The 25,062-nt window shown below is 45.0% G+C and carries 26 protein-coding genes and 1 other annotated feature; of the genes, 3 read left to right on the top strand and 23 right to left on the bottom strand.

Annotated features, from left to right (window positions below):
- On the bottom strand, positions 1-379 hold a 379-nt coding region (locus NCCP2222_RS13455; protein WP_248512874.1), incomplete at its 3' end, for a gamma-glutamyltransferase.
- A gap of 252 nt (positions 380-631) precedes the next feature.
- On the opposite strand from NCCP2222_RS13455, the gene NCCP2222_RS13460 reads away from it, so the two are divergent.
- Positions 632-1,723: a thermonuclease family protein gene (locus NCCP2222_RS13460; RefSeq protein ID WP_248512875.1), complete on the top strand. Its 1,092-nt coding sequence runs from the start codon at positions 632-634 to the stop codon at positions 1,721-1,723.
- Between the two features lie 368 nt (positions 1,724-2,091).
- Here NCCP2222_RS13460 and NCCP2222_RS13465 read toward each other — a convergent pair whose 3' ends face one another.
- The 17 genes from NCCP2222_RS13465 to NCCP2222_RS13550 all read right to left on the bottom strand — a co-directional run bounded on the left by NCCP2222_RS13465 (position 2,092) and on the right by NCCP2222_RS13550 (position 18,721).
- Entirely contained in the window at positions 2,092-2,967 is an 876-nt protein-coding gene (locus tag NCCP2222_RS13465) for an MBL fold metallo-hydrolase (RefSeq protein WP_248512876.1), read from the bottom strand.
- On the bottom strand, positions 2,955-4,391 hold the full coding sequence (nhaC, locus tag NCCP2222_RS13470; RefSeq protein ID WP_248512877.1) for a Na+/H+ antiporter NhaC: 1,437 nt from the start codon (positions 4,389-4,391) through the stop codon (positions 2,955-2,957). The genes NCCP2222_RS13465 and nhaC overlap by 13 nt, the downstream gene beginning before the upstream one ends.
- Positions 4,392-4,449: 58 nt before the next feature.
- Positions 4,450-4,648: a binding site (T-box leader), on the bottom strand.
- 180 nt (positions 4,649-4,828) lie between these two features.
- The gene (locus tag NCCP2222_RS13480) at positions 4,829-6,496 is read right to left on the bottom strand and encodes a flagellinolysin (protein ID WP_282570705.1); all 1,668 of its coding nucleotides are present in this window, start codon (positions 6,494-6,496) and stop codon (positions 4,829-4,831) included.
- Between the two features lie 198 nt (positions 6,497-6,694).
- Positions 6,695-7,297 carry a hypothetical protein gene (locus NCCP2222_RS13485; protein ID WP_248512878.1) on the bottom strand — a complete coding sequence of 201 codons (603 nt, stop codon included), beginning with the start codon at positions 7,295-7,297 and terminating at the stop codon, positions 6,695-6,697.
- A 460-nt stretch (positions 7,298-7,757) separates the two neighbouring features.
- Positions 7,758-8,987 carry a flagellin N-terminal helical domain-containing protein gene (locus NCCP2222_RS13490; protein ID WP_248512879.1) on the bottom strand — a complete coding sequence of 410 codons (1,230 nt, stop codon included), beginning with the start codon at positions 8,985-8,987 and terminating at the stop codon, positions 7,758-7,760.
- A 198-nt stretch (positions 8,988-9,185) separates the two neighbouring features.
- Complete coding sequence (gene csrA, locus NCCP2222_RS13495) at positions 9,186-9,407, bottom strand: carbon storage regulator CsrA (protein ID WP_248512880.1); 222 nt, start codon at positions 9,405-9,407, stop codon at positions 9,186-9,188.
- Between the two features lies 1 nt (position 9,408).
- Complete coding sequence (gene fliW / locus NCCP2222_RS13500) at positions 9,409-9,852, bottom strand: flagellar assembly protein FliW (protein ID WP_248512881.1); 444 nt, start codon at positions 9,850-9,852, stop codon at positions 9,409-9,411.
- Between the two features lie 178 nt (positions 9,853-10,030).
- Entirely contained in the window at positions 10,031-10,585 is a 555-nt protein-coding gene (locus NCCP2222_RS13505; protein ID WP_248512882.1) for a DUF6470 family protein, read from the bottom strand.
- 87 nt (positions 10,586-10,672) lie between these two features.
- On the bottom strand, positions 10,673-11,584 hold the full coding sequence (gene flgL / locus NCCP2222_RS13510; RefSeq protein WP_248512883.1) for a flagellar hook-associated protein FlgL: 912 nt from the start codon (positions 11,582-11,584) through the stop codon (positions 10,673-10,675).
- An 18-nt stretch (positions 11,585-11,602) separates the two neighbouring features.
- Positions 11,603-13,129: a flagellar hook-associated protein FlgK gene (gene flgK, locus NCCP2222_RS13515; protein ID WP_248512884.1), complete on the bottom strand. Its 1,527-nt coding sequence runs from the start codon at positions 13,127-13,129 to the stop codon at positions 11,603-11,605.
- A gap of 15 nt (positions 13,130-13,144) precedes the next feature.
- Positions 13,145-13,642: a flagellar protein FlgN gene (locus tag NCCP2222_RS13520; protein ID WP_248512885.1), complete on the bottom strand. Its 498-nt coding sequence runs from the start codon at positions 13,640-13,642 to the stop codon at positions 13,145-13,147.
- A 24-nt stretch (positions 13,643-13,666) separates the two neighbouring features.
- Complete coding sequence (flgM, locus tag NCCP2222_RS13525) at positions 13,667-13,930, bottom strand: flagellar biosynthesis anti-sigma factor FlgM (protein WP_248512886.1); 264 nt, start codon at positions 13,928-13,930, stop codon at positions 13,667-13,669.
- A gap of 210 nt (positions 13,931-14,140) precedes the next feature.
- Positions 14,141-14,560, bottom strand: coding sequence for a TIGR03826 family flagellar region protein (locus NCCP2222_RS13530; RefSeq protein WP_248512887.1), 420 nt, complete (start codon positions 14,558-14,560; stop codon positions 14,141-14,143).
- A 17-nt stretch (positions 14,561-14,577) separates the two neighbouring features.
- The gene (locus NCCP2222_RS13535) at positions 14,578-15,180 is read right to left on the bottom strand and encodes a ComF family protein (RefSeq protein ID WP_248512888.1); all 603 of its coding nucleotides are present in this window, start codon (positions 15,178-15,180) and stop codon (positions 14,578-14,580) included.
- Positions 15,177-16,232 carry an ATP-dependent helicase ComFA gene (locus NCCP2222_RS13540; RefSeq protein ID WP_309295969.1) on the bottom strand — a complete coding sequence of 352 codons (1,056 nt, stop codon included), beginning with the start codon at positions 16,230-16,232 and terminating at the stop codon, positions 15,177-15,179. The genes NCCP2222_RS13535 and NCCP2222_RS13540 overlap by 4 nt, the downstream gene beginning before the upstream one ends.
- A gap of 345 nt (positions 16,233-16,577) precedes the next feature.
- Positions 16,578-17,423 (bottom strand): DegV family protein, encoded by an 846-nt coding sequence (locus NCCP2222_RS13545; protein WP_248512890.1) that lies wholly within the window; start codon positions 17,421-17,423, stop codon positions 16,578-16,580.
- Positions 17,424-17,491: 68 nt separating this feature from the next.
- On the bottom strand, positions 17,492-18,721 hold the full coding sequence (locus NCCP2222_RS13550; protein WP_248512891.1) for an EAL and HDOD domain-containing protein: 1,230 nt from the start codon (positions 18,719-18,721) through the stop codon (positions 17,492-17,494).
- A 146-nt stretch (positions 18,722-18,867) separates the two neighbouring features.
- On the opposite strand from NCCP2222_RS13550, the gene NCCP2222_RS13555 reads away from it, so the two are divergent.
- On the top strand, positions 18,868-19,644 hold the full coding sequence (locus NCCP2222_RS13555) for an enoyl-CoA hydratase-related protein (RefSeq protein WP_248512892.1): 777 nt from the start codon (positions 18,868-18,870) through the stop codon (positions 19,642-19,644).
- A 581-nt stretch (positions 19,645-20,225) separates the two neighbouring features.
- Here the strand turns inward: NCCP2222_RS13555 and NCCP2222_RS13560 are convergent.
- Positions 20,226-20,615 carry a flagellar export chaperone FliS gene (locus NCCP2222_RS13560; protein WP_248512893.1) on the bottom strand — a complete coding sequence of 130 codons (390 nt, stop codon included), beginning with the start codon at positions 20,613-20,615 and terminating at the stop codon, positions 20,226-20,228.
- Between the two features lie 115 nt (positions 20,616-20,730).
- On the opposite strand from NCCP2222_RS13560, the gene NCCP2222_RS13565 reads away from it, so the two are divergent.
- Complete coding sequence (locus NCCP2222_RS13565; protein ID WP_248512894.1) at positions 20,731-21,543, top strand: flagellin N-terminal helical domain-containing protein; 813 nt, start codon at positions 20,731-20,733, stop codon at positions 21,541-21,543.
- A 658-nt stretch (positions 21,544-22,201) separates the two neighbouring features.
- Here NCCP2222_RS13565 and NCCP2222_RS13570 read toward each other — a convergent pair.
- The 4 genes from NCCP2222_RS13570 to NCCP2222_RS13585 all read right to left on the bottom strand — a co-directional run bounded on the left by NCCP2222_RS13570 (position 22,202) and on the right by NCCP2222_RS13585 (position 24,984).
- Positions 22,202-22,501: a late competence development ComFB family protein gene (locus NCCP2222_RS13570; protein ID WP_248512895.1), complete on the bottom strand. Its 300-nt coding sequence runs from the start codon at positions 22,499-22,501 to the stop codon at positions 22,202-22,204.
- Positions 22,502-22,576: 75 nt separating this feature from the next.
- Positions 22,577-23,221 (bottom strand): TetR/AcrR family transcriptional regulator, encoded by a 645-nt coding sequence (locus NCCP2222_RS13575; protein WP_248512896.1) that lies wholly within the window; start codon positions 23,219-23,221, stop codon positions 22,577-22,579.
- A gap of 9 nt (positions 23,222-23,230) precedes the next feature.
- Positions 23,231-24,256 carry an ABC transporter permease gene (locus tag NCCP2222_RS13580; protein ID WP_248512897.1) on the bottom strand — a complete coding sequence of 342 codons (1,026 nt, stop codon included), beginning with the start codon at positions 24,254-24,256 and terminating at the stop codon, positions 23,231-23,233.
- Positions 24,253-24,984: an ABC transporter ATP-binding protein gene (locus NCCP2222_RS13585; RefSeq protein WP_248512898.1), complete on the bottom strand. Its 732-nt coding sequence runs from the start codon at positions 24,982-24,984 to the stop codon at positions 24,253-24,255. The genes NCCP2222_RS13580 and NCCP2222_RS13585 overlap by 4 nt, the downstream gene beginning before the upstream one ends.
- Positions 24,985-25,062 lie beyond the last annotated feature (78 nt).

The raw sequence follows: 25,062 nt of genomic DNA on the forward strand, positions 1-25,062 counted from the left end.
GTTTTGCCAGCTCAGCCCATGCTTTCGGTACGCCTGGAACCGTAATAGGTGTGAATCCGTACGTAGGAATCTTTTCATAGCCCGCTTCTTTTATTGTTTCCAGTGTTAGCCTTTCAGGCGCAGGACCGGATGCATTGAGGCCATGCAATTCATCTTTCACCCAAACAAGCGCAAAGGCGTCTCCCCCAATTCCGTTCGAAGTCGGTTCCACCACAGTCAGTGCTGCCGCAGTCGCAATGGCGGCATCAATCGCATTCCCGCCTTTTTGCATGATCTCGATTCCTGCTTGCGCAGCAAGCGGTTGCGATGTCGCGACCATCCCTTTTCGGGCGAAAGCCGCATGGCGAATCGTCGAGTACGGGTTGTACAAGTAATCCATTTGAAATCCCCCAGTGACAAATGAAATGTTTGATTATTTTAATTATAAAGGAAAATATAGCAGGTTGATATAGTTTATTTTCGACTTGCGAATTATTTTAGCGAGCGCAGAAATAAAGGAGCTCCCCTGAAAATACCAGAGAGAAATTTTCTATCTCTTCGGTCATACTAATATATTTTCTTGCTATAATGATAGGCGGATTTATGAAAAGACTTTGCAAATCTATTAATTTCTTTACTGGAGGATGGATTCTTGAAAGGTTGTTTAACAGTTTTAGCAGTACTCTTGTTCATTGGCTTGTTAATTAAATTCCCCGCATTTTTTCTTGGTACAGCAATTGTCATTGGGGGATTCGCGCTCATAAAGAAGCAAAAAGTAGCCGGACGGAAAACAAAAGCAGCGCCTGCTATAGTAATTGTAGGTGTAGTGGTTACTTTAACAGGATGTGTCGGTTCTTTCGAGGATGAATCGGCAGAAAAATCCGAGACGCAGCAAGACGAAAAGGCATCACCGAAGGAGACAGCTCCAGATCAGGTTACTTCCGAAAAACCGACGGAGGAAACAAAGCCGGAAAGCGACAAGAAAGTTCCGGTTACTGGAGGAAGCTCCACAGAAAAGAAACCGGCTGCCACCAGCAAACTAGCCCCTGTAAAAAAAACGGATACTTCAGGGACAACAGAAAAAATCCCCGTCACACTCGTAAAGACAGTGGATGGAGACACGATCAAGGTGCGCTATAACGGAGAGGAAATCAATATCCGCTATCTATTGATCGACACGCCGGAAACAAATCATCCGCGTCTAGGCAAACAGCCATTCGGCGAAGAAGCGAAAGAACGCAACCGGCAATTAGTCAATAGCGGTAAGCTTACAATCGAATTCGATATCGGGGAGCGATACGACAAATACGACCGCCTGCTGGCCTACGTCTACGTTGACGGAAAAAGCGTACAGAAAACATTGCTCGCAGAAGGCTTAGCACGTGTAGCGTACGTCTACCCGCCAAACACCCGTCACCTCACGCCGTACGAAGATGCACAAGCAGCGGCCAAGAAAAAAGGCCTCGGCATCTGGTCCGTTGAAAACTACGCGACCGACTCAGGATTCAACAGCGACGCAGTCGCCACAATCAAACCAAGCAATACACCATCCAAGAAACCATCGGCACCAGCCGCAACGAGCAAACCAGCCGCCATACCAAGCACAGGCGGAAGCGAATGGTTCCAAAATTGTACAGAGCTTCGCAAGAAATACCCGAGTGGTGTGCCTCAAGGACATCCAGCATATCAGGCGAAGATGGATCGGGATAAGGATGGGTATGCTTGTGAAAGGTGGGTGGAATAGGCAGTTTTTCGTTGTCTGATAGCCAGAGAATTTCGGGAGAACCGCTCGATTATGTTCGTGAACCACTCGTATATCCCGGGAACAGCTCGATTCATCCCACCAACCACTCATATATCCGGTTGAGCACTCGAAACATCCCGATAGGTATTTAAAATTAAAAGATGACTCCGTTTTAGCAGCGGAGTCATCTTTTAATTAGAATACAAAATAAATAGTTGGGCTTGGTTAGTCTTCTAGATTGGCAGGGAAAGCAGACAGTTTGTAGGATAAAGAAATAATTAGTTGTCAGTCCTTCATTGCTAACTTGACGGAAGGACATCTCTTCCCACACATATTTTCCAAGCTCACTCATCCAACTAACAGCCTCTTCATATCTCCAGTTCCATCCCCTCTTCTGCCACATGGAACCCGTTCGTTTCCACGAAACGTCTTGCCTCACTACCTGGATCGAGGACAGGATTGCTATGGTTGAAATGCGTGAAGTAAATATCCGTCTCCCTGGCAATCTCCTTCAGCCGCGCAATTGAATCGGTAATGAACGGGTGTGGAATATCGCGCAGATCCCGGTCGCTTCTTCCGCTGTCCGCGAGATCATCGGAGCTAAAAAATGTCGCATCCAGCAGGCAGATATCCGCTTTTCGACAAGCATCTATTACATCTAGTCCCCATTCGTCCCAGCTGTCGATATCTGGTATGTATAAAACCCTTTTCTTCGGTCCCTGTATCCAGAAACCGAACGTCTCGGAGAATTCATTGCGGTGTGGAACGTCAACAGGTGTCACGGTGAAATGTTCCGCCAGACGGACCGGTTTTCCGTCTTCCAACTCTTGTAGCAGGATGTTGCCGAGATCCTTCAGCTGCCGCCAAGGGGCATGCGTTTCAAGCATTCGTTTCATCATACGGCCGGTATAAACCGAAACGCCCGACGTGCTCATCGCCTCCTTGCCGAGATACATCAGTCCCGGATAGTGGCCAATATGTGCATGTGTCAGCAGGATGCTGTCCATCACGTGACCCTCTAGCCTAAACTTGCGCTGCAATAGGATGAGCTGCTCCTTGAAATCGGGCGAAGCGTCGATCAAATGCCATTGCCGGGTCTCGGGAAGAATGACCGCAAGCGATGCCGCTCTCCGCTTCCACGCCGGATCCTCCATCGCCCGCGTACAGTTCTTGCAATAACAATTCGGCTGCGGCACACCAGCATCTTGCGCCGTGCCGAGCACTTGAAGTATCACTTGGCCCATCCCGGTACCTCCTCTTTCTCTTCTGTTTGAATCATTGCCGGTTCCGCATTGTACATCTTCTTCTTAATCGTGAACCCGGTAAAGCCAAATACGAGGTTCAGTAGTGGCACAAGAAATACAAAAAACGCATACGGAATGAATTGCCCTGGACTGATGCCGAACATGCCGGCCGCAAATACAGCGGGCACACTCCACGGCACTAGGTTGATGCCAACCGTACCGGCCGCTTCCACGCAGCGTGACAGATTGACTGTATCGACACCCATCTCTTTATACTTCGGAACGAACGTCCGCGATGGCAGGACAATCGCGAGGAACTGTGCTCCACTCGCAAACGCAACGACAAATGTCGAAAAGATAGTCGAGGCGATTAAACTGCCTGACGACTTGACACTTGCCATCATCTTGCGGGTAAGCACTTCGAATGAACCAGATTCCTCGAGGATCCCGCCGAGTGCTGTCGCGATTACAAGCAGTGCGACTGTGTTCAGCATCGACGTCATACCGCCGCGGTTCAAAAGCGAATCGACCGCCGGAATTCCTGTATCAGCAGTGAAACCGCTCGTCATTGCCTGAATCACTTCACTCACCGGCATGCCCTGGACAAAAACCGCTACAACAGCTGCGAGCAGACCAACTCCGGCGAGCGCGGGAACTGCAGGTATTCGTTTCACCATCAGAACGATCGTCAGCACCGGCAACAGTAGAAGCAGCGGATGAATGACAAATTGATCTGCGAGTCCCGCCTGAATTGAGCGAATCGACTCGGCATCTGCCGTTCCTGCACTTGCGAACGACCGTCCAACAATGGCATACAACACGATGGACAGCGCGAACGCCGGCAACGTATCCCAAAGCATGTGACGGATATGCGAGAATAGATCCGTCTCTGCTATTGCTGGCGCAATATTCGTTGTATCAGATAGCGGTGACAGCTTATCTCCGAAATACGCACCGGAAATTACTGCGCCGCCGACAAGTCCAGCCGGAAATCCGAGTCCGTCGCCGATCGCCATAAACGCAAGGCCGACCGTTGCGATTGATGTGAACGAACTCCCAAGTGTAATCGACACAATTCCTGTCACGAGCGCAACAATTGGCACAAACACGGACGGATGAATCAGTGACAAGCCATAATAAATAATGGCAGGAATGACCCCGCTCGCCATCCATGAACCGACAATCAGCCCGATCAATAGGAGAATAAACACCGCAGGCAGCGTCCGCCCCACTCCGCGCACCATCATCTCCTGCACATCTGTCCATTTAAACCCGGCCATGGCTGCTACAAGTGCCGCCGCCAGCACACCGATCACGAGAGGCATGAGCATTCCAGCTTTCCAAACACACACAGACAGTGACGCTGCACCCACCAGAACGACAACTGGCAATGCCGCAAGCCACACAGGCATCTCCTTCTTCATATCCTCATCTCCTCTAATCTAGTTGAAATAAATAAAAAAGCCCCCATCCCTCTCATAAGAAAGGGACGGAAGCTCCGTGGTACCACCCAAATTAGCAAAATTCACCTGCTCACTCAATCCAGATAACGGCTGGCTGCCGGACACACAGTCTGCTCCCTGCCTGTAATTCACCCATACGTCCCGCTTGGTTCGCACCACCCACCAAGTCTCTGATTTCAAGGAATGCACGGTTACTTCGGACAGCTCATCACATTTTTTCTAATAATAGAGCGACAAGTTGTATTTGTCAATCTACATTTTTATTCAAACAATAAACCATATATAATAATTTATCTTATTCAGCCGGTAAAAAAAAGATGACCACGGTACAGTACCGTCGCCATCTCATTGTCTTATTATCCTTTTAAATATCGGCCACTCATCTCTTACGAACTAGTTTACCTCAACAACTGCAATACGCCTTCTGGTTGGTGGTTTGTTTGGGCAAGCATTGCTTGGGATGCTTGAATCAAAATGTTTTGTTTGGTCATTTCCATAACTTCTTTTGCCATGTCAACATCCCGTATACGTGATTCAGCTGCCGAGATTTGTTCGTGGTATTGAGAGGTAGCTGTTTGCGCGTGCTCCAGGCGATTTCCAATCGAGCCTAAATAGGCACGTTGGGAAGATACCTTCTCAATTGCTTGATCAAAAAACGAAATAGAAGCTGACGGATTTGTCATTAGATAGGCCATGCTGATCCCTAGCGTTGCAGTACTAATGCTAGGTAAATCCATCTCAATAGCCTGTCCACTGTTAGCGCCAATTTGAAATACTAGTGAATTGATTCCCTGTACCTTTTCGGCATACTCAGTTGATGAATCCCAAATATATTTAAAAAAATTTGACTCATTAAGCGGATTGTCTGTATCTGGGACCGTGTCCTTATCACTCGCTGTTGGATTAAGTATGCTGCCAGAACCAGTTTTAAAATGGGATGTAGAAGAAATAAATGCCGCACCATCCGCTTGGAACTTTGTGAGAAAAGCATTATTATCTGCAATGCCACTGCTTCCCAACAGCTCACTTAGAACACTATCAAATGATTTACCTTCCGCCAATTTCGCCATAAAATTTTTCATGTCAGTATTGGCATTTTTTAATAAGACTTGGTCCAGATAGACAGTTGCCGCATAACTGGCAGAGTAAAATTCGCTTGTGCTAATTGGGCCAGTCAAGGCGGTAACTACACCGGCAGTTCCATTCCCCGCCACATCTCCACTCAGTCGTTCATTCGCACCGGCCAAATATTCAGCTGATCCTTCTTTAAACCAGGTCGGAATATCCCCGCCGATCCATTCCATTCCGGACGCTGCCATCATGGCATGGGTCATCTCATGAGCGATGATGCGATCTTTCGAAATCCATAAATTATCGTCAAAGAAATCAGCGAGATCTATTTTCATTGTAAATGTATAACTAGAAGGATCACCTACATATCCAGAGGTGTTAACAGAAGCAACAGCACCCCCAGCGGCTTCTTCAATATATTCAACAGTCATATTGCGAACAGGCGCTGGACCTATGCCATATGCTGTTTTTACCATTTGTTCCGTTGTTTCCAGCATATAGCCGATCAACGCAGAAGTAAGCGCCTGCTTTGACTTGATGGCTGCATCCCCAGCAATTGAAGCAGCGTCCGAGCGTACGTTGCCGCCCAATAACTTCATTCCATTAAATTCAGTACGTCCAGCAATTAAAGTGATTTCTTCTTTAATCTGTGTTAGCTCATCATTCATGGCACGACGATCTGATTCTGTATTCGTATCATTGCTTGCTTGGACGGATAGTTCCCTTCCTCTTTGCAACAACGCATGGACTTCTGTCATTGCTCCCTCTGCTGTCTGAATAAGCGAAATTCCATCTTGGATGTTCTTTTCCGCCATCTGCAGCCCGCGAATCTGCCCACGCATTTTCTCTGAAATTGCAAGCCCTGCTGCATCATCACTAGCACGGTTAATGCTAAGCCCAGACGAAAGTTTTTCAAGCGACTTTCCTTGAGAGGTTGAGGCCATCGTCAACCGCCGATGTGTGTTTAATGATGAGATATTATGTTGAATTATCATGGTGTTTACTCCTATATACTTAAACTGTATGTATATTTTTTATCGGTTTGCTATTTAAGATTTTGAAGTAGTCGCATCATTAAAAATTTGCTTAATGTGAAAAAGCTAGTTCCATGTAAGATATCCACTCAATAAAGAAAAAAGCACCTTACGATGCAAATTGGCGGTATCCCCATTGCTTCGTAAAGTGTTATTCTTTCAATGTAAATTCTCCCGTTCTCCATCCACATCAATCGCCTGTCCAATCAATACTTCCAACTCTTTACACACAGGAAGTAAACCTTGCTGAATCACTTCCGCAATTTGCTTATGATTGTTTTGGTCTACAGCAGCATGCAAATTCTTCACTTCTAATTGCATACTAGTAGCTTGCTGTTCGAATTGCTGCCAATTAGATGGGCGCTCGTTGCTTTTCTCCATCAATTCCAGCATATCTATCAGCCAGGAAGCTCCACCCAGCAACAACTCAAAGTTACCCCACGTGTCCGCAGTCGGGCCTGCTTGGAATTCCTCCACAAGTACCTCAATCTCCGGCATGGCACGGCGCACATACTCTTCCGCAGACAATAAGACATCATTCATGAATTGCTTTTCGTTCTTTATTACAACCTCTAGCACTTTTATTTGGCCAAGGCGGGATTCTAAAAACTCTTCGTGTTCATCATATACTTCCATTCCATCCGCAACGAAATGACTGAAATAATATCCATCTGTCAGTTCTTCGTTAATCCGCCCAATCACGTCTTCCACGGATGGTTTCTTCTTATAATCAATCTGCTGTTCGCCAATTTGTAATTTCAATGTTGTTCCTCCAGTCGAATGCTTTCCTTATTTATATCGGTATAGCTTGCCCGATTTCAACAGTTTTCAACTGGTGTTACATTAACTAAAATTATGGCTATGTTGTTCATCATACATATGACAGCTGACTGTCCTATTTTCCTATACGTGATATCCTTTGAGCGAATTTATGTTCATATGTCTTGACTCACGGGGCACTAAAGATGGAACAAACATCCTTGCTTGGGCGAAACACGTTTAGGCAAGTCACCTCTTTAGAGGAATTAATTCCAAAGAAGGATCGGCAGATATTAAAGCTCGTCTGTATGAAGTAGTTTTCAAACAAACTCTTTAGTCAATTCAACAGGTGCTCTATTACTAATTTGTACTATAGCGATGAGCGCATAATTGGGATACAAACAAAAAAACTCTCAGTTAAAATGAAAACGCGACCTTTGAAAGGTCGCGTTTCTTAACCAAATTAACGTAGTAGTTGAAGTACGCCTTGTGGTTGTTGGTTTGCTTGTGCAAGCATTGCTTGAGCTGCTTGAGTCAAAATGTTGTTCTTAGTAAATTCCATCATTTCTTTCGCCATATCAACGTCACGGATACGGGATTCAGCAGCAGTCAAGTTTTCGGAAGAAGTTCCTAGATTGTTGATTGTGTGCTCTAGACGGTTTTGAACAGCACCTAGTTTAGAACGTTCAGCAGATACTTTATCGATTGCAGATTGAATAGTTGTTACTGCTGAGTTTGCACTTGATTGTGTAGAAATATCTACGCCACCAACTTCAAATTCAGTCTTAGCAGTAGTAAAGGTTGCTAATACATCTCCAGATAAATTTGAAACTGTAAATGCAGTTGCGTCATACGTTCCAATTTTATTTCCGCTAGCATCTTTTACATCTGTGCCGTCAATTGTGTATTTACCTGCTTGTAGGCCGTCATTATCAACAAACGCTTTTCCATGCGCGCCATCTGCGTCAATTTTAATACTTCCAGAAGTAACAGCTTCTTCAAAAACAAATTCTTCTACTGGAGTTCCTTGCATGTCATTCCAAGTCAACCCATCAGCACTTTGTCCAACTTGAACGCCATTGCTGTCCAATAGTTTTAAACCATCAGTAGTGTTACCCGTAATTTTATAATCTCCTTCTGCCAATGAAGTTACAGAAGCATCTGTTTGATTAACAGCTACTTTACCAGCAACATTGAGGCTAAAACCACGCATATCTCCAATATCAAGTTTTAAGTTTTGGCTTTCGTTTGCACCAATATGGAATGTGCCTGAAAATTCCCCATTAAGAAGTTTTTGAGTGTTGAATTCAGTATTATTACTAATTCTTGAGAGTTCTTGTGAAAGCTGGTCAACTTCTTTTTGTAATTCATTACGGTCTGTTGGTGTGTTAGTATCGTTGGATGATTGAACTGCAAGTTCACGCATACGTTGAAGGATTGAATGAGTTTCATTCAGAGCACCTTCAGCAGTTTGGATCAAAGAGATACCGTCTTGAGCGTTTTTAGAAGCCATATCCAAACCGCGGATTTGACCACGCATTTTTTCGGAGATTGCTAGACCTGCAGCGTCGTCTCCTGCACGGTTGATTTTAAGACCAGAAGATAGTTTTTCTAGGTTTTTAGATGCTTGTGTGTTGTTAGCACCAAGTTGGCGGTGTGTGTTAAGAGCCGCGATATTGTGGTTAATTCTCATTTGAATTTCCTCCTTGAGTGTGTTAGGTTCACGTCCCTGTGAACCATAATTTTTTATATGCTCGCGGAGTAAGAGCCGGCCGAACTCGTTACTGCCGCTTACAATTCTATTATCGGATGAGTGTGCTAGTAGTTTAGTGTTATTCCAAAGAAATTTTGTTTTTTAGAGATTAATATTATTAAAGGATGTTAATTAGCATTACTTGTTATTAATTAGTTTCGTGAACAAATCTTTGTCCAATGTAATCGCCTCAGTATTTGTTTCTGAAATAGATTGGACAAGTTCTCCTCTTAGTATGTCGATATTCTTTGGTGCTTCAATTCCTATTCGTATCGTATCCCCTTTAACTTCAATAATTCTAATTTCAATTTCATCACCGATTTTGATTGTTTCATTTGCTTTACGAGAGAGGACTAACATGTCAGTTTGCTCCTTTCTCTGGATAATTGCCGATTGGATAGCGGAGAATGAAACGGTTATCATTGAGGATCATTTGTTTTGCTTTACGATTATGGATTTGAAAAATAAGAGGTGCTTGCAGATTGATCGTTGAGGCAGAAAAAGGTTGTCTTACTGACAAAACGCCTAGAACAAAAATATCCTCTTCCTTATTAATTTCAAGCAATTCCATAGTAGGTTCATCGATATCGAATGTGTAATCGTCTGCCCATGTATATGGATTGGCTACAATGAAAGCTATTTCAGTTGTTTTAGTTGATTGCAATACTTGAAATACTTGATTCCCTTCTATTGGCAACAGAACAAATTCTCTCTCTTCCTCAAAACCGGGAAGCCCTTTTGGAAAAGACCAGATTTGATCAGGTGTTATGTTAATTTCTCCATGGAATTTTGTGTTGATCAACATGTAAGATCGCTCCTTTAACTGGTAATTGCAATGATGGACTATTCGTTTAGCCTTTAAAAAACATTACATTTTCGAACTCTTTCAAACAGAATAGCATTCAAACGAATTTCATGCATAAAAAAAGAACGTATAACACGTTCCCTCAATACGAAAATTGCCTAGCTCGAAGTAGTAAAACTTATACTTTCCAATCTATCTCAATAGATGGATACTGCTCCATTACACCTGTCACTTTTCCTTGCGTATAGTTATGAATTGGTTTATTGACTTGCACGTTATGAATAGGCTTTTGTGGAGTAGCGTTGATGTCTAGTGTTCCAGGTGTAATACTCATCTGCACTTTTAGACGGTCTCCAACAAAACGTATGCCAAGAGGAGCTATTTCCCGAAGCGTTTCTTGTTTAATCAGATTGACAAGGGCGTTTCCCCCATCTTCAATTCGCATTAACTGCTGGCCTTCCTCTGCTCGGCGTCCTACGCCTTCCATCGCTTGTTGCATCCCGTATTGGGCATTTTCATCCCCTCGGCGCAACGGGCTTTTCAAGTCAATATCTGCTCGGTTCTCTGTTGTATCTACGAAAAGCTGAGATGCGGATGTCGACATTTCCAATATCGCAGCGGGTTGCTCAATCTGCTGAGTCGCTTTCGGTTGTTCTATTTCCTGAACAGGCTTATCGATTTGAAGACCGAGAATACCACGGGTTGTTTGAAATTGAAGCTGTGGAATGTTCATAAAATCACCTGGTTCCTAGTTATAAATAAGAGTGCCGGACAAGCTTCATTATTTAGTATGAATGAAGTGACCGGCACCAAACATGTATTATCGAAGGAAATCCACTAAGGATGGTTGAATGATTCTGGCCCCCACAGAAAGCGCTGCCCGGTGAATGGATTCCTGGGTGATCATTTCTGTGATCGCCTTTTCGTAGTCGACATCTTCATTTTCAGACTTCTGTTTCTTTGCTGCACCTTCTTGCATCTCAAGACGGTTATGCATTAATTCAGCACGGTTGGTACGCGCTCCAATATCAGCACGGTGTGTAAGGACACTATCCATTAGGTTGTCAATGTCTGTAATGGCCTTGCCAAAATCAACATTATCTTCGAATGCTTCATCAATTTTCTTCGTCAATCCATCAAAGAGCTGATCGATTTCTTTGAACGTTTTTCCGGCAGTCGTATTCACCCGCAAGCTGACGCCATCAAATACTTCAATTTCAATGTCCTTTTCAAATGATGTAATTGCGCCTGCTGGATCCGTATCTGTGCTCAGTGCTGGGTATCCATTTTCACCATACAATGGAGTGTCCGTTTTTGTTCCGCTAAAAAGATGTTTATCTCCGACTTTTGTATTTGCTAAGTCTTGCACTTGCGAACGAAGCTGTTCCAATTCTATTTTAAGCTTATCCCGGTCATCGGGCGTCATAGTTCCAGTATTCGCCCCATTTGTGACAAGATATTTTGCTCTCTGAAGTACTGCTCCTACACCATCAAGTGCATCATCTGAGCTATCAAGCCAGTTATTTACCTCACCTAAATTGGTTTGGTATTGATCTACCCGATCAACCTGCATGCGATAGCCCATACCTTTCATGACAACAATCGGGTTATCAGATGGTCTGTTCACTAATTTACCTGTATTAATTTGCTCTTGAAGCTTTCCCATTTTCGTATAGCTATTGGTCAAATTACGAAGCATATTACTGGAAAGCATAGATTGAGTTACACGCATTTAGTTGTTTCCCCTTTCTTATCTGCCAACGACGCCCATGCCATTGATGATTTTGTCTAGCGTTTCGTCAATAACAGTAATCATGCGGGCAGATGCATTGTATGCCTGTTGGAACCTGATCATATCGGTCATTTCTTCATCTAAAGAGACCGAACTGATGGAATCCCGGCGATTGGACACTGCACCTAATAAATTCACTGAAGTTGTTGTCATGTTGACCGCCTGTTTTCCATCTACCCCTAATTTTCCTATGACTCCTGAATAGTAGGATTGGATGTTGGCTCCTCCGAGTCCAGTTAAGCCTTTAAATTGAAGATCGGCTAATTTCTTTGCAATTTTGCCGTTACCTACTTCTGCTTCGGTTGAATCGGAAGCGGCCAGTCGATCTGGATTCTTCTTCAATTCATCAGACACTTTGATGTTCTCAGCAGTGAATGGTTGACCAGGTGTACTAGCATCAAAGAAATTGCCTCCCGGATTTCCTTTTAAATCCGTTCCTTGTGAATGAATGCTGTTCATTTCATTCGCGAAAGCCTCTGCCATCTTATTTAATTCGGCTAACATATCTGGATAGAGACCTTTTGTCTCTGTTCCCTCCATATAACCGAAGGAATCAATAGTTGAACGAAGTGAACCCGTTTTTTGCATATTATCGACCGTTAAGGTTGTATTATCAGCAGGGCCTCCGGTGAACTTAAATCCTGTCATCGGTCCCGATGGATTGCCTTCACTGTCCGCTCCATCCACGGACATTTTAGAGAATTCTTTTCCTTCAATTACTTTAATGGACGTACCGTTCGTTTTGATGCTGACTGTGACAGTACCTTCCGCAATCGGCAATGCCCGTCCGCCAGATTTCTCATAACTGACCTCGATCGGTACATACGTTGCCAATTCGTCTAAAAGCATGTCTCTTGCATCATATAAATCATTGGGCATATAGCCATTCGGTTCAACTTGAGCAATCTGTTTATTCAGGTTAACGATTTGTTCCATGATGGAGTTAATGTCGGTTGTAGCAAATCCTATTTCCTTCCCAAGATTGGTCTGGATTTCGCTTAGTGATTTATGCATGTAGTTAAATGAATCTGCAACAGCTTCTCCACGTTCCACTACAACAGCACGCGCCCCACCGTTTTCCGGATTGGTTGCAAGCGTCTGCAGCGATTGCCAAAACTCACTTAATGACTTTTGCAATCCATATTCAGACGGCTCTGCAAGTACATCCTCCATTTGACCGATCGCCTTCGAACGTGATTCCCAGTACCCGAGCTTATTTGATTCCTGACGGTACTGTTGATCCACAAACGAATCCCTGATCCGCTGTATTGAACCTGCTTCAACACCCGTTCCAAGGAATCCAGGCATTGTCCCAGCATTTAATCCGACACCCGGATATCCCGCAGTCGCCTGCATATTAACACGCTGGCGGGAGTAGCCAAGAGTGTTAGCATTGCTGATATTGTGCCCGGTTGTATAGAGAGCGGACTGCTGGGTGTAAAGTCCGCGTTTGTTTGTTTCGAGTCCCATGAATGTGGAGCGCATGGTTGTGTGTCCTCCTTAGGCTTGGGAGTCGAAGGATGGAATATCCTTTGCCTCTTTTTTGCCGTTAATTTCTGTTTTTGAGTAGGTGGCTGATTCGGGACGTGGGCGGACCATGTCCAGCGACAGATTCACGAATTGAAGGGATTGGTAGGTGAGTTTCTGGTTTAGGTCATTTTGCCATTTCAATTCATGAATCGCGTGCAGGAGACGGTCCTTCGCCTCCAATAGACGGGTTTTATCCGATTCGGGTGCCACTTCGATTAGCTCTGCAATGCTCGGGTCTTGTGGCTCGGGACGTCCTTGTCCGGCCATGTAGGCAGCCACTGCTTTTTGTCTGTCGCGGTCGACTTGGACGATGGCGGCGATGTGCGCCTGTTCGTCTTTCAGCAGCTGATCAATGCCCATGATATCGCCGCTTTTAATAAGTGCGGTTTTGTCGTTCGCAATTCGGAGCAAGCTTTTATGAAGTTTTTCCAAGTTGTCGAGAATCGCCAAGATCGTTTCGATGGACATGCTGCTTCACCGCTTTCGTTTCGCCTATTTTTTAAAGTACTTGATCAAATCTGCAGCGAGCTTTTCTGGCTCCACTTGGTATTCCCCTGATTCGATTTGGGCTTTCAGCTGCTGTACACGTTCATTGCGTTTGGCTTCAAACGGAGTGGTTTCAGACAGTTGCTTTGCCTTTGATGAAATTTCGATTTTATCCATTTTCGCTGTTGCCTTCTCTTTTGCCTGGTCGGTTTTCACCTGATTTGCCCTATACGGATTGACAGGCGGGATGTTGAATTTATTGATTTTCATGGACCTCGCTCCTTTCAAAAATTTTGTACCAATCGACTATTGGCATCTTATTTTGCTTCGAGGTGGTCGTACTATGTCTCTTGTACTTTATTTCGGTTGCAAATGGGAAACGTTTAGGGTCTTTGGAACGAAAAAGGAGAACGGTCCGGTAGTTATAGGAGGAGTGCCATCAATTGCCCTAATGTTTGGAAAACCGGTGTCCGCATGGGACTACCGGTTTTTGCGTTTATCCGATAAGTATGTTGCACGGTCCGAGTTTTGGACAGCCTCGCGGAATTCCTGTGCTGCCTCAAATGTGCGTAGATCACTTTTCAATTCGTCGGTACAGTCCTCGCAAAGCTTTCCTTTTGTTGTCAGCTTGCCGCAGTTGTCACACGGATAGCCTAAATTAGGGAAAAGTGCGGGCTGCAGCCGTCCTTTTCGCACCCATTTATACAGTAGCGACTCGGTAACGCCGGTAACTTCGACTATCCGTTCAATATTCGCTGCGCGATTCTCCCGCTTGCGTAAAAAGCGATATACCTCTTCGTACATTTTTTCTTCGTTCATCGCACATTTGGCACAAACATCCCGGACACCTGTATAGTTGAAAAATTCACCGCATGTCGGGCAGTTCCGTAATTCTGCCATGTCGTTCACTCCAGTCGTCAAGCTCGTATTAATGTCACTGCTTCCACTCGGGCAGCGCCAGACTCTTTCAAAACAGCTGCCGCCTGCTTCAGTGTCGTGCCAGTTGTGTAAATGTCATCGACGATTGTATAGGTGATCGGTTCGATGACTGCTTCTTCTTTTAGTTTAAATAAAGGTTCCATCGCTAAGCGCTCTTCCCTTGTCTTCTCTCCCATGACATCCGTGCTGCTCTTGTCAAGCAACTGATGAAATGATATGGAAGCGCGTGTCAGCAGTTCATCCACATGCGCAAATGTCCGCTCCACTCTTTTTAGGGGGTGCATCGGGATTGGTACTACGACCTTCCTGCCCTTTAAAATAGTGCGCAGGTCATCGGCAAAAACAGCAGCTAATGCTATATCCTGCAAAAACTTATATTGATGAAAGAACTCTCGCATCGCTTCGTTGTAGTCATAAAGGGAATGGACGCGGTCGAAGATTTCTCCCTCTTCTATTATGTCGGCACGTTGGAATGATTTTGAACAGGCTACACATAGATGTTGTTTTTTTTCAACGCCGAGCAATCCTTGCCAAGTCGGCCGCCTGTCAATTTGCTGCTCACAAAGAAGGCATCTGTTCATATGCCCATGCTTCCTTTATTTAGCATGCCGATTTCCCTTTTCGCGTCATCCATTGCATAGGTGATGCCGTTATGGAACAGGACGAAATCACCTGATGGGAAGTTCACGGACCGGCCGACTCGTCCGCCGATTTGGATAAGAGCCCCTTTATCGAAAATCTTCTGTTCCGCCCCCACGACCGCCACTTGAATATTCGGTATCGTAATTCCACGTTCCAGAATGGTTGTCGTCAATAGACCCGGCAGCTGTTTATTGCGAAGCGCTTGGACATGCTCTTTCCGGTCGGGATGCGCCGCGTGAACAGAGCGAATTCGGCTGTCGAGTGCTTGGAATAAAGGTTCAGCTTGTTCCATGAGTCCAATATGATGGAAAAACACGAGGAATGGTTCCCGTTTTTTCAGTCTTGCCGCCACCCATTCGTTTAGCTTTTGGGGGAGCTTTCCTTTTTTCAACTGTTTCTCATAATTCCATAGGGATTCATAGCGTGGAACGGGCAATGGATAGCCATGATAGCGCCTGTTGATTGTTGAGATGGAACCTGTCTTCTTTATAGTGGTAAGCAGTTCGTCAGATGGGGTGGCGGTAACGTAGTGGACAGGTGCTTTCGGTTTGGCCGCTTTTTGCACGGCTTGGCGCAATGTAAGATCTGCGGTATAGGGGAATGCATCCGCCTCATCGACGAATACGGCGTCGAACGCATGGCGGAATCGGTAGAGCTGGTGTGTGGTCGCCAGGACGAGCTGGGATGCCTCGGTTTTCTGCTCTGCGCCGCCGTAAAGTGCTACAATCGTTGTTTCCGGAAACGCCGCCTTTAACCGCGGCTCGAGTTCCAGGATAACGTCGACTCGGGGAGCTGCGAGACAAACCCGTTTCCCTGCAAGCAATAGCTGATGGATTGGTGGAAACAAAATTTCAGTTTTACCGGAACCGCACACCGCATGAATGAGATGTGGCCTTCCATTTTCCGTACTGTCCGTCAATTCGTCGGCTGCCTTTTGTTGGTGTGGTGTCAATGTCCCATTCCAGGCGAGCGTGTGTTTTGTTGGAAACAAAATCGGTTCTCCGCTCCAAATAATTAGATCTGTGCAGGAAGAGACGCGGCCCATCTTCAGGCACTTTCGGCAGTAAGTACACAGCCCTTCGCATTTTGCACATTGGAATGTGGTGAATTGGGTTGAATCATTATTTTCACACCGATTGCATATATGTCGTTTTTGATTCAAAAAAGCATTCGTCGTTTGAATACCAGGGATTGTTTGAATGAATCCCTCCTTGATGTGGCGATCGATGATGTCTTGTTTAAATGGGGTATGCCTGCGTAACCAAATACGGCCATCAAGGAAGTCCCTGACAGCCGCATGGAAAGGTTGACCCATGAATAGCTCACCTCTCTTGGATTATAATCTTCTTTTTACCCAGCCGAGCCCCATCGAGCCCTCCCCTAAATGGGTGCCGATGACAGGGCCGAAATGGCTGATGCTGAATTTCACGTCAGGAAGCCTGTCAGCGAGTTCATTGTGCCAAGCCTCTGCTTCTTCCTGCTGATTCGCATGGATAATGACCGCTTCAAGCGGCATCTTCGCTGCGTCTTCCGCCAGCAAGTCCGCAATTCGTTTCATCGCTTTTTTCCGCGTCCGGATCTTTTCGAATGGAACGATCACTTTATTTTCAAAATGGAGGATTGGCTTTACTTGCAATAAACCGCCAATCAACGCCTGTGCGCCGGACAACCTGCCGCCTCTCTGGAGATGGGCCAGGTCATCTACCATGAAGTACGCGCGGACAGTCTTTTTCATTTCTGCAAGCTCGTCCAGAATAGCTTTGGGACCAGCACCTTCCTTAGCCATTTCAGCTGCTCTACGTACATAGAACCCTTGCACATAACAAGAAATCTCTGAGTCAAATGCAAAAACATCAATGTCGTTCACCATTTCGCCTGCTTGGACGGCTCCCGCGTATGTACCACTGATGCCGCTCGATAGATGAAGGGAAATGACGGCGTCGTACTCTTTGCTGAGCTTTTCAAACAATTCTACAAACCGGCCGACCGGCGGCTGGGATGTTTTCGGAAGCGGACCATTCCCGCGGACTTTTTCATAGAAATCCCCGGCGGAAAGCTCGACTTCCTCGTCATACGCCTGCCCGTCAATTGTCACGGTGAGAGGGATGACATGGATATTGAATTCACTTATTTGATCATGCGGCAAATAGGCAGTACTATCTGTCACGATGGCTGTTTTCATATTAATCAACTCCTGTCTCCCATTCTAACTAAACTGAGCGCTAATAGGGAAGCAGAAACTGATTTTATTTAATCGAGCAGCTGTGCCCACAGATTTGCTTCTTGGGAAAATCCCCCTAACGTTTCGGGTGGTATGCCTAATATCTTCGCATATAGCTCTATCCGGTCCCAGTCAAACCGTTCAACGGCAATCGCCAGTTCAAGAAACGGCGTCAAATCCGTCCATTCCCTGCGTAACGTCATCGCGGTCTTTTCTGAGAGCGGCATCAATTGGATGATTTCATCCCAGGATTTATTCATAATGACGTCAAGTAATGAAAACATGCCGACGAGGAAACATTCGTCGGTGTTTGCCTGGCCTTTATAGCCCGCAAGCAATTCACATAATTTTGCCCGGGTAAGAGAACATGAGATTAACGCTTTAATATGCCCACCCGACTGCTCAGCCATATCCACTAACGTAAGAATATGAAGCCATTTCCTCGTTTCCTTTAATCCGATGAGAACGATGGCCTGTTTGATGGAAACAATGCGCATGGGAACTTCAAACGCCATTGTATTAATGAAACGCAGCAGCTTGAATGATAAGGAAATATCACGTCTGATCAGGCTGGCGATGTCATTAATATTCACATTGTCCTCATTCATTTTTTCAAGAAGCTGGACTTGCAAATCAAAATTAAATGGAATATCGACTCCACTAATGACTTCCGGCGCCGCAAAGAAATAGCCTTGGAACAAATCGTAGCCCCTTCCGAGTGCCTCATTGTATTGTTCCACGGTTTCAAGCTTTTCCGCGAGCTTCCAAATATGCGGGTATCGTTTTAGGAACGTTTCGATTCGATTCCGTTCAGCTGCATCTGCTTTCATGAAATCGACCTTAACGAAATCAATCATTTCAAAGAGAGATTCATGGACGAGGTATTGCTCTTGGAGGACGAAATCATCGAGTGCGAAGATGAATCCTTTTAATTTCAATTCACGGATTCTTGTCAATAAAGCTGGGGTAATCTCTACATCTTCCAAAATTTCAACGACAATCCGATCGGGACGCAAGCTGGTGAAAATGTCTTTCGTCAGCAGTTCCCCGGTGAAGTTGATGAAGGACAGCGCATTGCCGGCGATTTTATCGACGCCGATTGTCAAGAACGTGTTTACAAGCAGCTGGACTGTAGCCTTCTCGGGGTCTACTTGAGGGAACCGGTTCTTTTCACTATTACGATATAACAGTTCATATCCATAGATTCGTCCATGACGATCGAGAATCGGCTGTCTGCCAACAAAGATATTTTGGCTCAATTCCCTTCACCTCCCATTTTTAGTAGTATACCAAAATACGACTTTTTTCACCATATCTTTTCTATGAATCTCCTTTTCAAATATTAGAAACGATCTGACTAAAGTGGTATGTTTATGAGTAAACCAAACGAAAGGGGAATGGTTGGATGAAAACTATTTTATACGTACAAGAGGGGCATCTCGCCTTCGTGGCGCTGAATCGCCCGGATGCGATGAACGCATTTAATTATGACATGCTCTCGGAACTTGGGGAGACAGTTGAAATGATTCGGGTAAATCCTGAAATTCGAGTGGTTGTGTTCTCAGGGACAGGCGATCGTGCTTTCAGTGTAGGCGCGGATCTGAAAGAACGGAAAACATTGTCGGACGAGCAGGTAAAACGGAATTTATTCAAAATCGGTGAGGTGTTCACCGCCATCGAAAACTTACCGCAGCCGACAATTGCCAAGATGAAAGGCTATGCATTTGGAGGAGGCATGGAACTCGCACTCGCATGCGACTTCCGGATTGCCGCTGATAACTCCGTCATGGGGCTGACGGAAACAGGACTAGCCATCATTCCAGGAGCCGGCGGAACGCAGCGGCTACCGCGATTGATAGGCGAAGCAAAAGCGATGGAGCTAATTTTGACAGCCAAAAGAATGAAAGCGGACGAAGCATATGAGTATGGTGTCCTCACAAAAGTCGTACCGGCAGAACGGTTGAATGAAGAAACCAGGGCATTCGCCAATTCCATGCTGGCAAACGGACCAATTGCCTTGCAGCAGGCGAAGTTCGCAATTAAGCATGGAATGAATGTCGATTTGCAGACAGGACTTGCGATTGAACGGAAGGCTTATGAAATAACAATACCGACTGAGGATCGCATCGAGGCGTTGAATGCTTTTGCGGCGAAACGGAAGCCGGAGTTTAAGGGGCGGTAGTTGTTTTTGGGGAGTGGTTTGCTTGATGGTAGTGGAGCTGGTTTGACTTTATCAATTGGTTGGCAGGATGGTAGCCGATTGGGTCAGACTTATACGGAGGTTGGCTAGATGGAAATAGGACAGGCCCGACTTATATGAGCGGTTAACTGGATATACGTGTGGTTCGAGCGGCTAATCGAGTGGTTGGCCGTGATATACGAGCAGTCAGCAAAATAATCGAGGGGTGAGCTGGATATACGAGTGGTTAGGGCAAATAATCGAGCGGTTGACTTTGATATACGAGCGGTCAGTAAATTAATTAGTGATCCAAGGAATTGGACAGTTCACAAGTTATGTAGCAGTCAGCCTATTGTTACGAGCGTTTGACAACAGCATTCATGTTCGAAAACAATATTATAAAATTAATAGAGTCACTCTCCATTCCCCCAAATGTTTATCGCCGTGGAAAACATTTATGAAAGGGATGGAAGTGGCTTTTCTTATTTTCAAAATTAATTAGACTTAGTCACTCAAGCGTGCTGTTCGCGGTCAGCTGATTTACGCAATTGCTTACACAATCTAAAGCACTCCTCCTCTGCGACTCAAACCATATCAGAAGTAAAATTTCTCTTTCTTGTTCTCTGTTGGGCTTCTTCCCACGCTTCGACGAGTTGCTCTGCAAACACTTCCACTATTGTCAGCCTCTCGGTTGATTTTTGAATTTGGACATCAACTAGTAATTGATTCAAATAAACATAGAACGTGAAAAGCCGCTCCCCTTCCTCGGTGTTCCGATCGGCGGATGCCATCAATTCAAAGAGAAGGTCCTGCGTATTGGAAAGGGTCGCCTGGATTTCCTCCCATTCGTTTGACTGCTGGCAAAACCGGATGTTTTTAATCGTTCCCTTTAATAATAAAAGAATGTATTCCATCGTCGGAATGGTGGAGGCGTGCGTCTCCCTATAGATTTTCATGGCGCGATTGAGGTTCACTTGTATCCCTCCAAATCCCTTTTTCTTTTCTATCGGCCAAAATAGATTCATTTCAAAGAAAAGTTGCCGATATAAAAATGGAAATGTTTATTATACTGGTGATTGAGGTGAAGAAATGCGGATACATAGCCAAGAACAGATCGCCTTTTCGATGAACCGGGCGCAGCGCAATACGACGCAAATCGAAAAAAGTTTGCTGAAACTAGGTTCCGGTTTAAAGATTGCAAAAGGAAGCGACAATGCTTCCGGGCTGTCGATTTCCGAAACGATGCGAGCTCAAATCCGGGGAATTTCACGGGCGCAGGCTAATATGCAAGACGGGTTGTCCGTGTTAGAGGCTTCCAACGAAGGGCTGAACAATGTCAATGGTTTGCTGCAGCGCGCACGGGAATTGGCGGTTCAGAGTGCGAACGGCACATTAACTGATTCTGATCGGAAAGCTGGACAGCAGGAATTGGACCAGTTGCTCGGTGCAATCAATGATACGGCGACGAAGCTGGAGTTCAATACGAAGAAAATTTTAGGCGAGACCACACAGTTAAACTTACACGTTGGCGCAAATCCTGGCCAGAATATGAAGATCGACTTGGTGGATGTCAGTACAACGGCTCTTGGTATCAAGGATGCATCCATTTTAACGCAGTCTGACTCCGCTGAATTGATTACTACAATTGATGGCGCAATCAAAACGATTTCTGGTCATTTGACAAAAGTCGGTTCCCAAATGGAAGCGGTCGAACACCATCTGAAAAATGCGCTCGTCTTTGAAAACAATATGACGAAATCACTTTCGCTGCTAGAAGATACAGACATGGCAAAAGAAATGATGAATTTCATCAACTTGGACATCCGTCAGAAGGGTGACCACCTGCTCGTTAATTCAGTGAATCAAAATGTGCAAAATGTGTTGAATTTATTAACAAAGTGAGGACACCTGGCGTTATGCGGTGTTCTTTTTTTGTGGGGAGATTTATTGTGAGATGAAAGGAGCATAACATTGGCGCGAGAAACGCTAGACAACTGGAATGAATTCCACAAAACCTGTACGAACGCCAGAATATCAAAACGAACGCCAGAATACCGAAACGAACCACAGAATACCAACAGGAATGCCAGAATACTAAAACGAACGCCAGAATACTAAAACGAACGCCAGAATACTAAAACGACGCAAGAATACCAACACGAACGCCAGAATATCAAAACGAACGCTAGAATACTAAAACGAACGCCAGAATAACAAAACGAACGCCAGAATAACAAAACGAACGCCAGAATAACAAAACGAACGCCAGAATACTAAAACGAACGCCAGAATACCAACACGAACGCCAGAATAACAAAACGAACGCCAGAATACTAAAACGAACGCCAGAATACTAAAACGAACGCCAGAATACTAAAACGAACGCCAGAATACCAACACGAACGCCAGAATACTAAAACGAACGCCAGAATACCAAATTGAATGTTAATATTCACAACAGTACTCAGAATAACTAAGTACTCCCCTATCTCCGCAAACTGGAGACTGTAGCACAAATGCGCTTGGCAACATCTCCCCAAAACAAAAAAACACCTCAACCTCAAGGTGTTTCTTCGTTGTTTGCTGCCATGTTCTCGCAGCGCGGCGAGCTGGAGACTTTGCGGGCGGCTCGGGCAACGATGGACAATATGTTAGTGGCACCTTGCCGGTCCGCTTCGTGAGCCGCGCGTATATAGGGACTATGCTTTTCATTTGCAATGTAGTGGGGTGGCAGTTCATTTAGGGCGATGGCCATGATGTCATTTAAGCATCGCTCACAATCACATGTTAGATGAAGGTCCCGTTTGTTTTTACTTAGTACATCACGGACGACATCTTCCATGACATTGTAGATACCCATTATATTCCCTCCAAGACTACTTTGTTGCTTTCAAGTATATCATTTCCTTGGCAGATAATGGAGTGCTTTTTCTTGTTATACAGGTGCCAGCCCTTTCGCAAGGAATGCAATCATTTCATCGATCTCTTTTTCGTCATCCCATCCTTCTGGAGTGAGAACATATTTGGTGCCGAAATAACCGATGATCACCGAACTAACGTAACGGAGTACCATGGCCGGCGGGATATCGGCGATCTGCCCTTTTGCCTGGTAAAACTGAACGGTCTCCAAAAAACGCTGATACACCTTTTGGCCGACGTGCTTAATAAACTCGTCGCGCAGTTCAGGGTGGAAAGGAATTTCTTGTATAACCACTTTGATAACCTGTAAGTTATTCTCCAAGAATTCTTGCCGGTTTTTGATCATAGCGCGGACGAAATCCTCGAACCGTTCGTATTTTTGATCCAGCACTTTGTTAATATCCTTCAAAATAAAGGGAGAAATCATTTTCAACATCATTGGCGATACAATGGATAATAACAAGTCTTTTTTAGTTTTATAGTGCCGGAAGATGGTTCCTTCTGCGACGCCCGCTCTTTTGGCGATTTCACTTGTCGATGTGGCGGCAAAGCCTTTTTGCGCAAACATTTCCGTCGCCGCCGCCAAAATGTTCCGCTGTTTCTCCGTCAAGTCCCCTTCGCTTTGCAATAATTCTTCCATTCGCTTATCAAGCTTTTCCATAGTACCTCCTTACATCGTACGAAACTTCCGCAATACCAAGATATTCATCATCATGAAGAACAGAGTGAACCCCAGCAACACGAGAAGATTTATATAAATTTCGGTAAATCCATATCCTCTCACCATTATATCGCGTAATGCGTCTGCTGCGTAATAAAGAGGTGTGACGTAACTGATCCAACTTAGCCATTCCGCAATCGTATCCAAGTTGAACAGCCCTGAAAAGAAGATTTGTGGTACAACAATGATTGGTATGAATTGCATCATTTGCAGTTCGTTATGTGCAAATGTTGATAATAAAATTCCTAGCGACAATGCAGTAAAAGCGAGAAGAAGAATAACGAGCAGCACATGGAAAAACGCTCCTTCCATCACCATGCCAAGCACGTAAACCGCATAGGAAGCAATTATAGTCGATTGAATCATGGTGAATATCCCAAAACCGATCACGTATCCCACGACGATCTCCCATTTCCGCAATGGCGTTGCCAGCAGTCTTTCTAATGTTCCCGTCGTCCTCTCGCGCAAGAATGATACACCTGCGATAAGAAACACGAAAAAGAAGACAAAGAATCCTAACAGCACCGGGCCGAAGTAATCGAACTGTCCCATGTCATCCGATCCAAACATTGTATCAACCTTAAGCTGGGGAGCATTCTCCGGCTGACGTGGTTGGAAAGCTTCTTGCACCCATTCCATTGTTGCCCCCGTAACGGTAGGGTCACTTCCCTCCAGAATCAATTCGGGCTGACCGCCAACGAACTTGATGTATGCATCCAGTTCTTTTTCAGCTATTTTTGCTTCAGCGTCCCCTTCCTCCTCGAATAACGAGAGAGTAGCTTTCCTGTCATCCAATTGTTCAACGAAAGATTCTGGCGCATCCACCAATCCAATTCTTGGAACATAATCTTCGCCATTGAAAACGAAATATAACATAGTCAATACAAGGATGGGGGCAAATATGAGCAAGCCAATTGTCCTTTTATCCCGTATCAATTGTTTTAAAATACGTTTCACCATTGCCGTTACTCTCATGACTGCTCACCTCCGAAATATAAAAAGGCCTCTTCAATTGTCTTGGTCCCTGTTTGCCTTTTCAGTTCACCTGGCGTCCCGACGGCAATCAGCTTTCCATTACGGAGGAGCCCGAGCCGATCACATTTATCCGCCTCATCCATGACATGTGTTGTGACTATCAGCGTTTTACCTCGCTCTTTTAATGACTGAAAGGCTCTCCAAATGTTTTTTCGGAGCAGGGGATCAATGCCGACAGTCGGTTCATCAAGGATGAGCAGTTCTGGTTCATGCAGCAACGCAATTGCTAAGGAAAGCCGTCTTTTCATCCCACCCGAATAATTGGATACTACTTTCGACAGATGATTGGATAGCTGGACAATTTCAGCTACTTCTTCAATGCGCTCTACTTGTTTCCTCCCTTTTAATCCATACAGCTCAGAGAAAAAACGCAAGTTCTCCTTTGCAGATAACTCCGTATAGAGTGCATCCGATTGTGCCATGTAGCCAATACGCTGGACGAGATTTAAATTCGGCATTTTTTGTCCAAATAAATAGTTGGCCCCCTCTGTTGGTGTATCAAGCCCTGCCAATTCTTTCACCAATGTTGTTTTTCCAGCACCAGAAGGGCCTAGCAAACCGAAAATTTCCCCTTCCAAAATATCCAAATGGATGTCCTGCAATACAGAGTGAATTCCATAGGACTTTGACACATTTTGAACCGAAACACATATGTTCACCTTTTTCATTTCTAGCACCTCTTTATTAGTGAGTGATTACTCACTATAATATATTAATCGGCATCCAATGTAAAGTGAGTAATCACT

Source organism: Sporosarcina sp. NCCP-2222 (genome assembly GCF_023168145.1).
In the GTDB taxonomy this organism is placed as follows: Bacteria; Bacillota; Bacilli; order Bacillales_A; family Planococcaceae; genus Sporosarcina.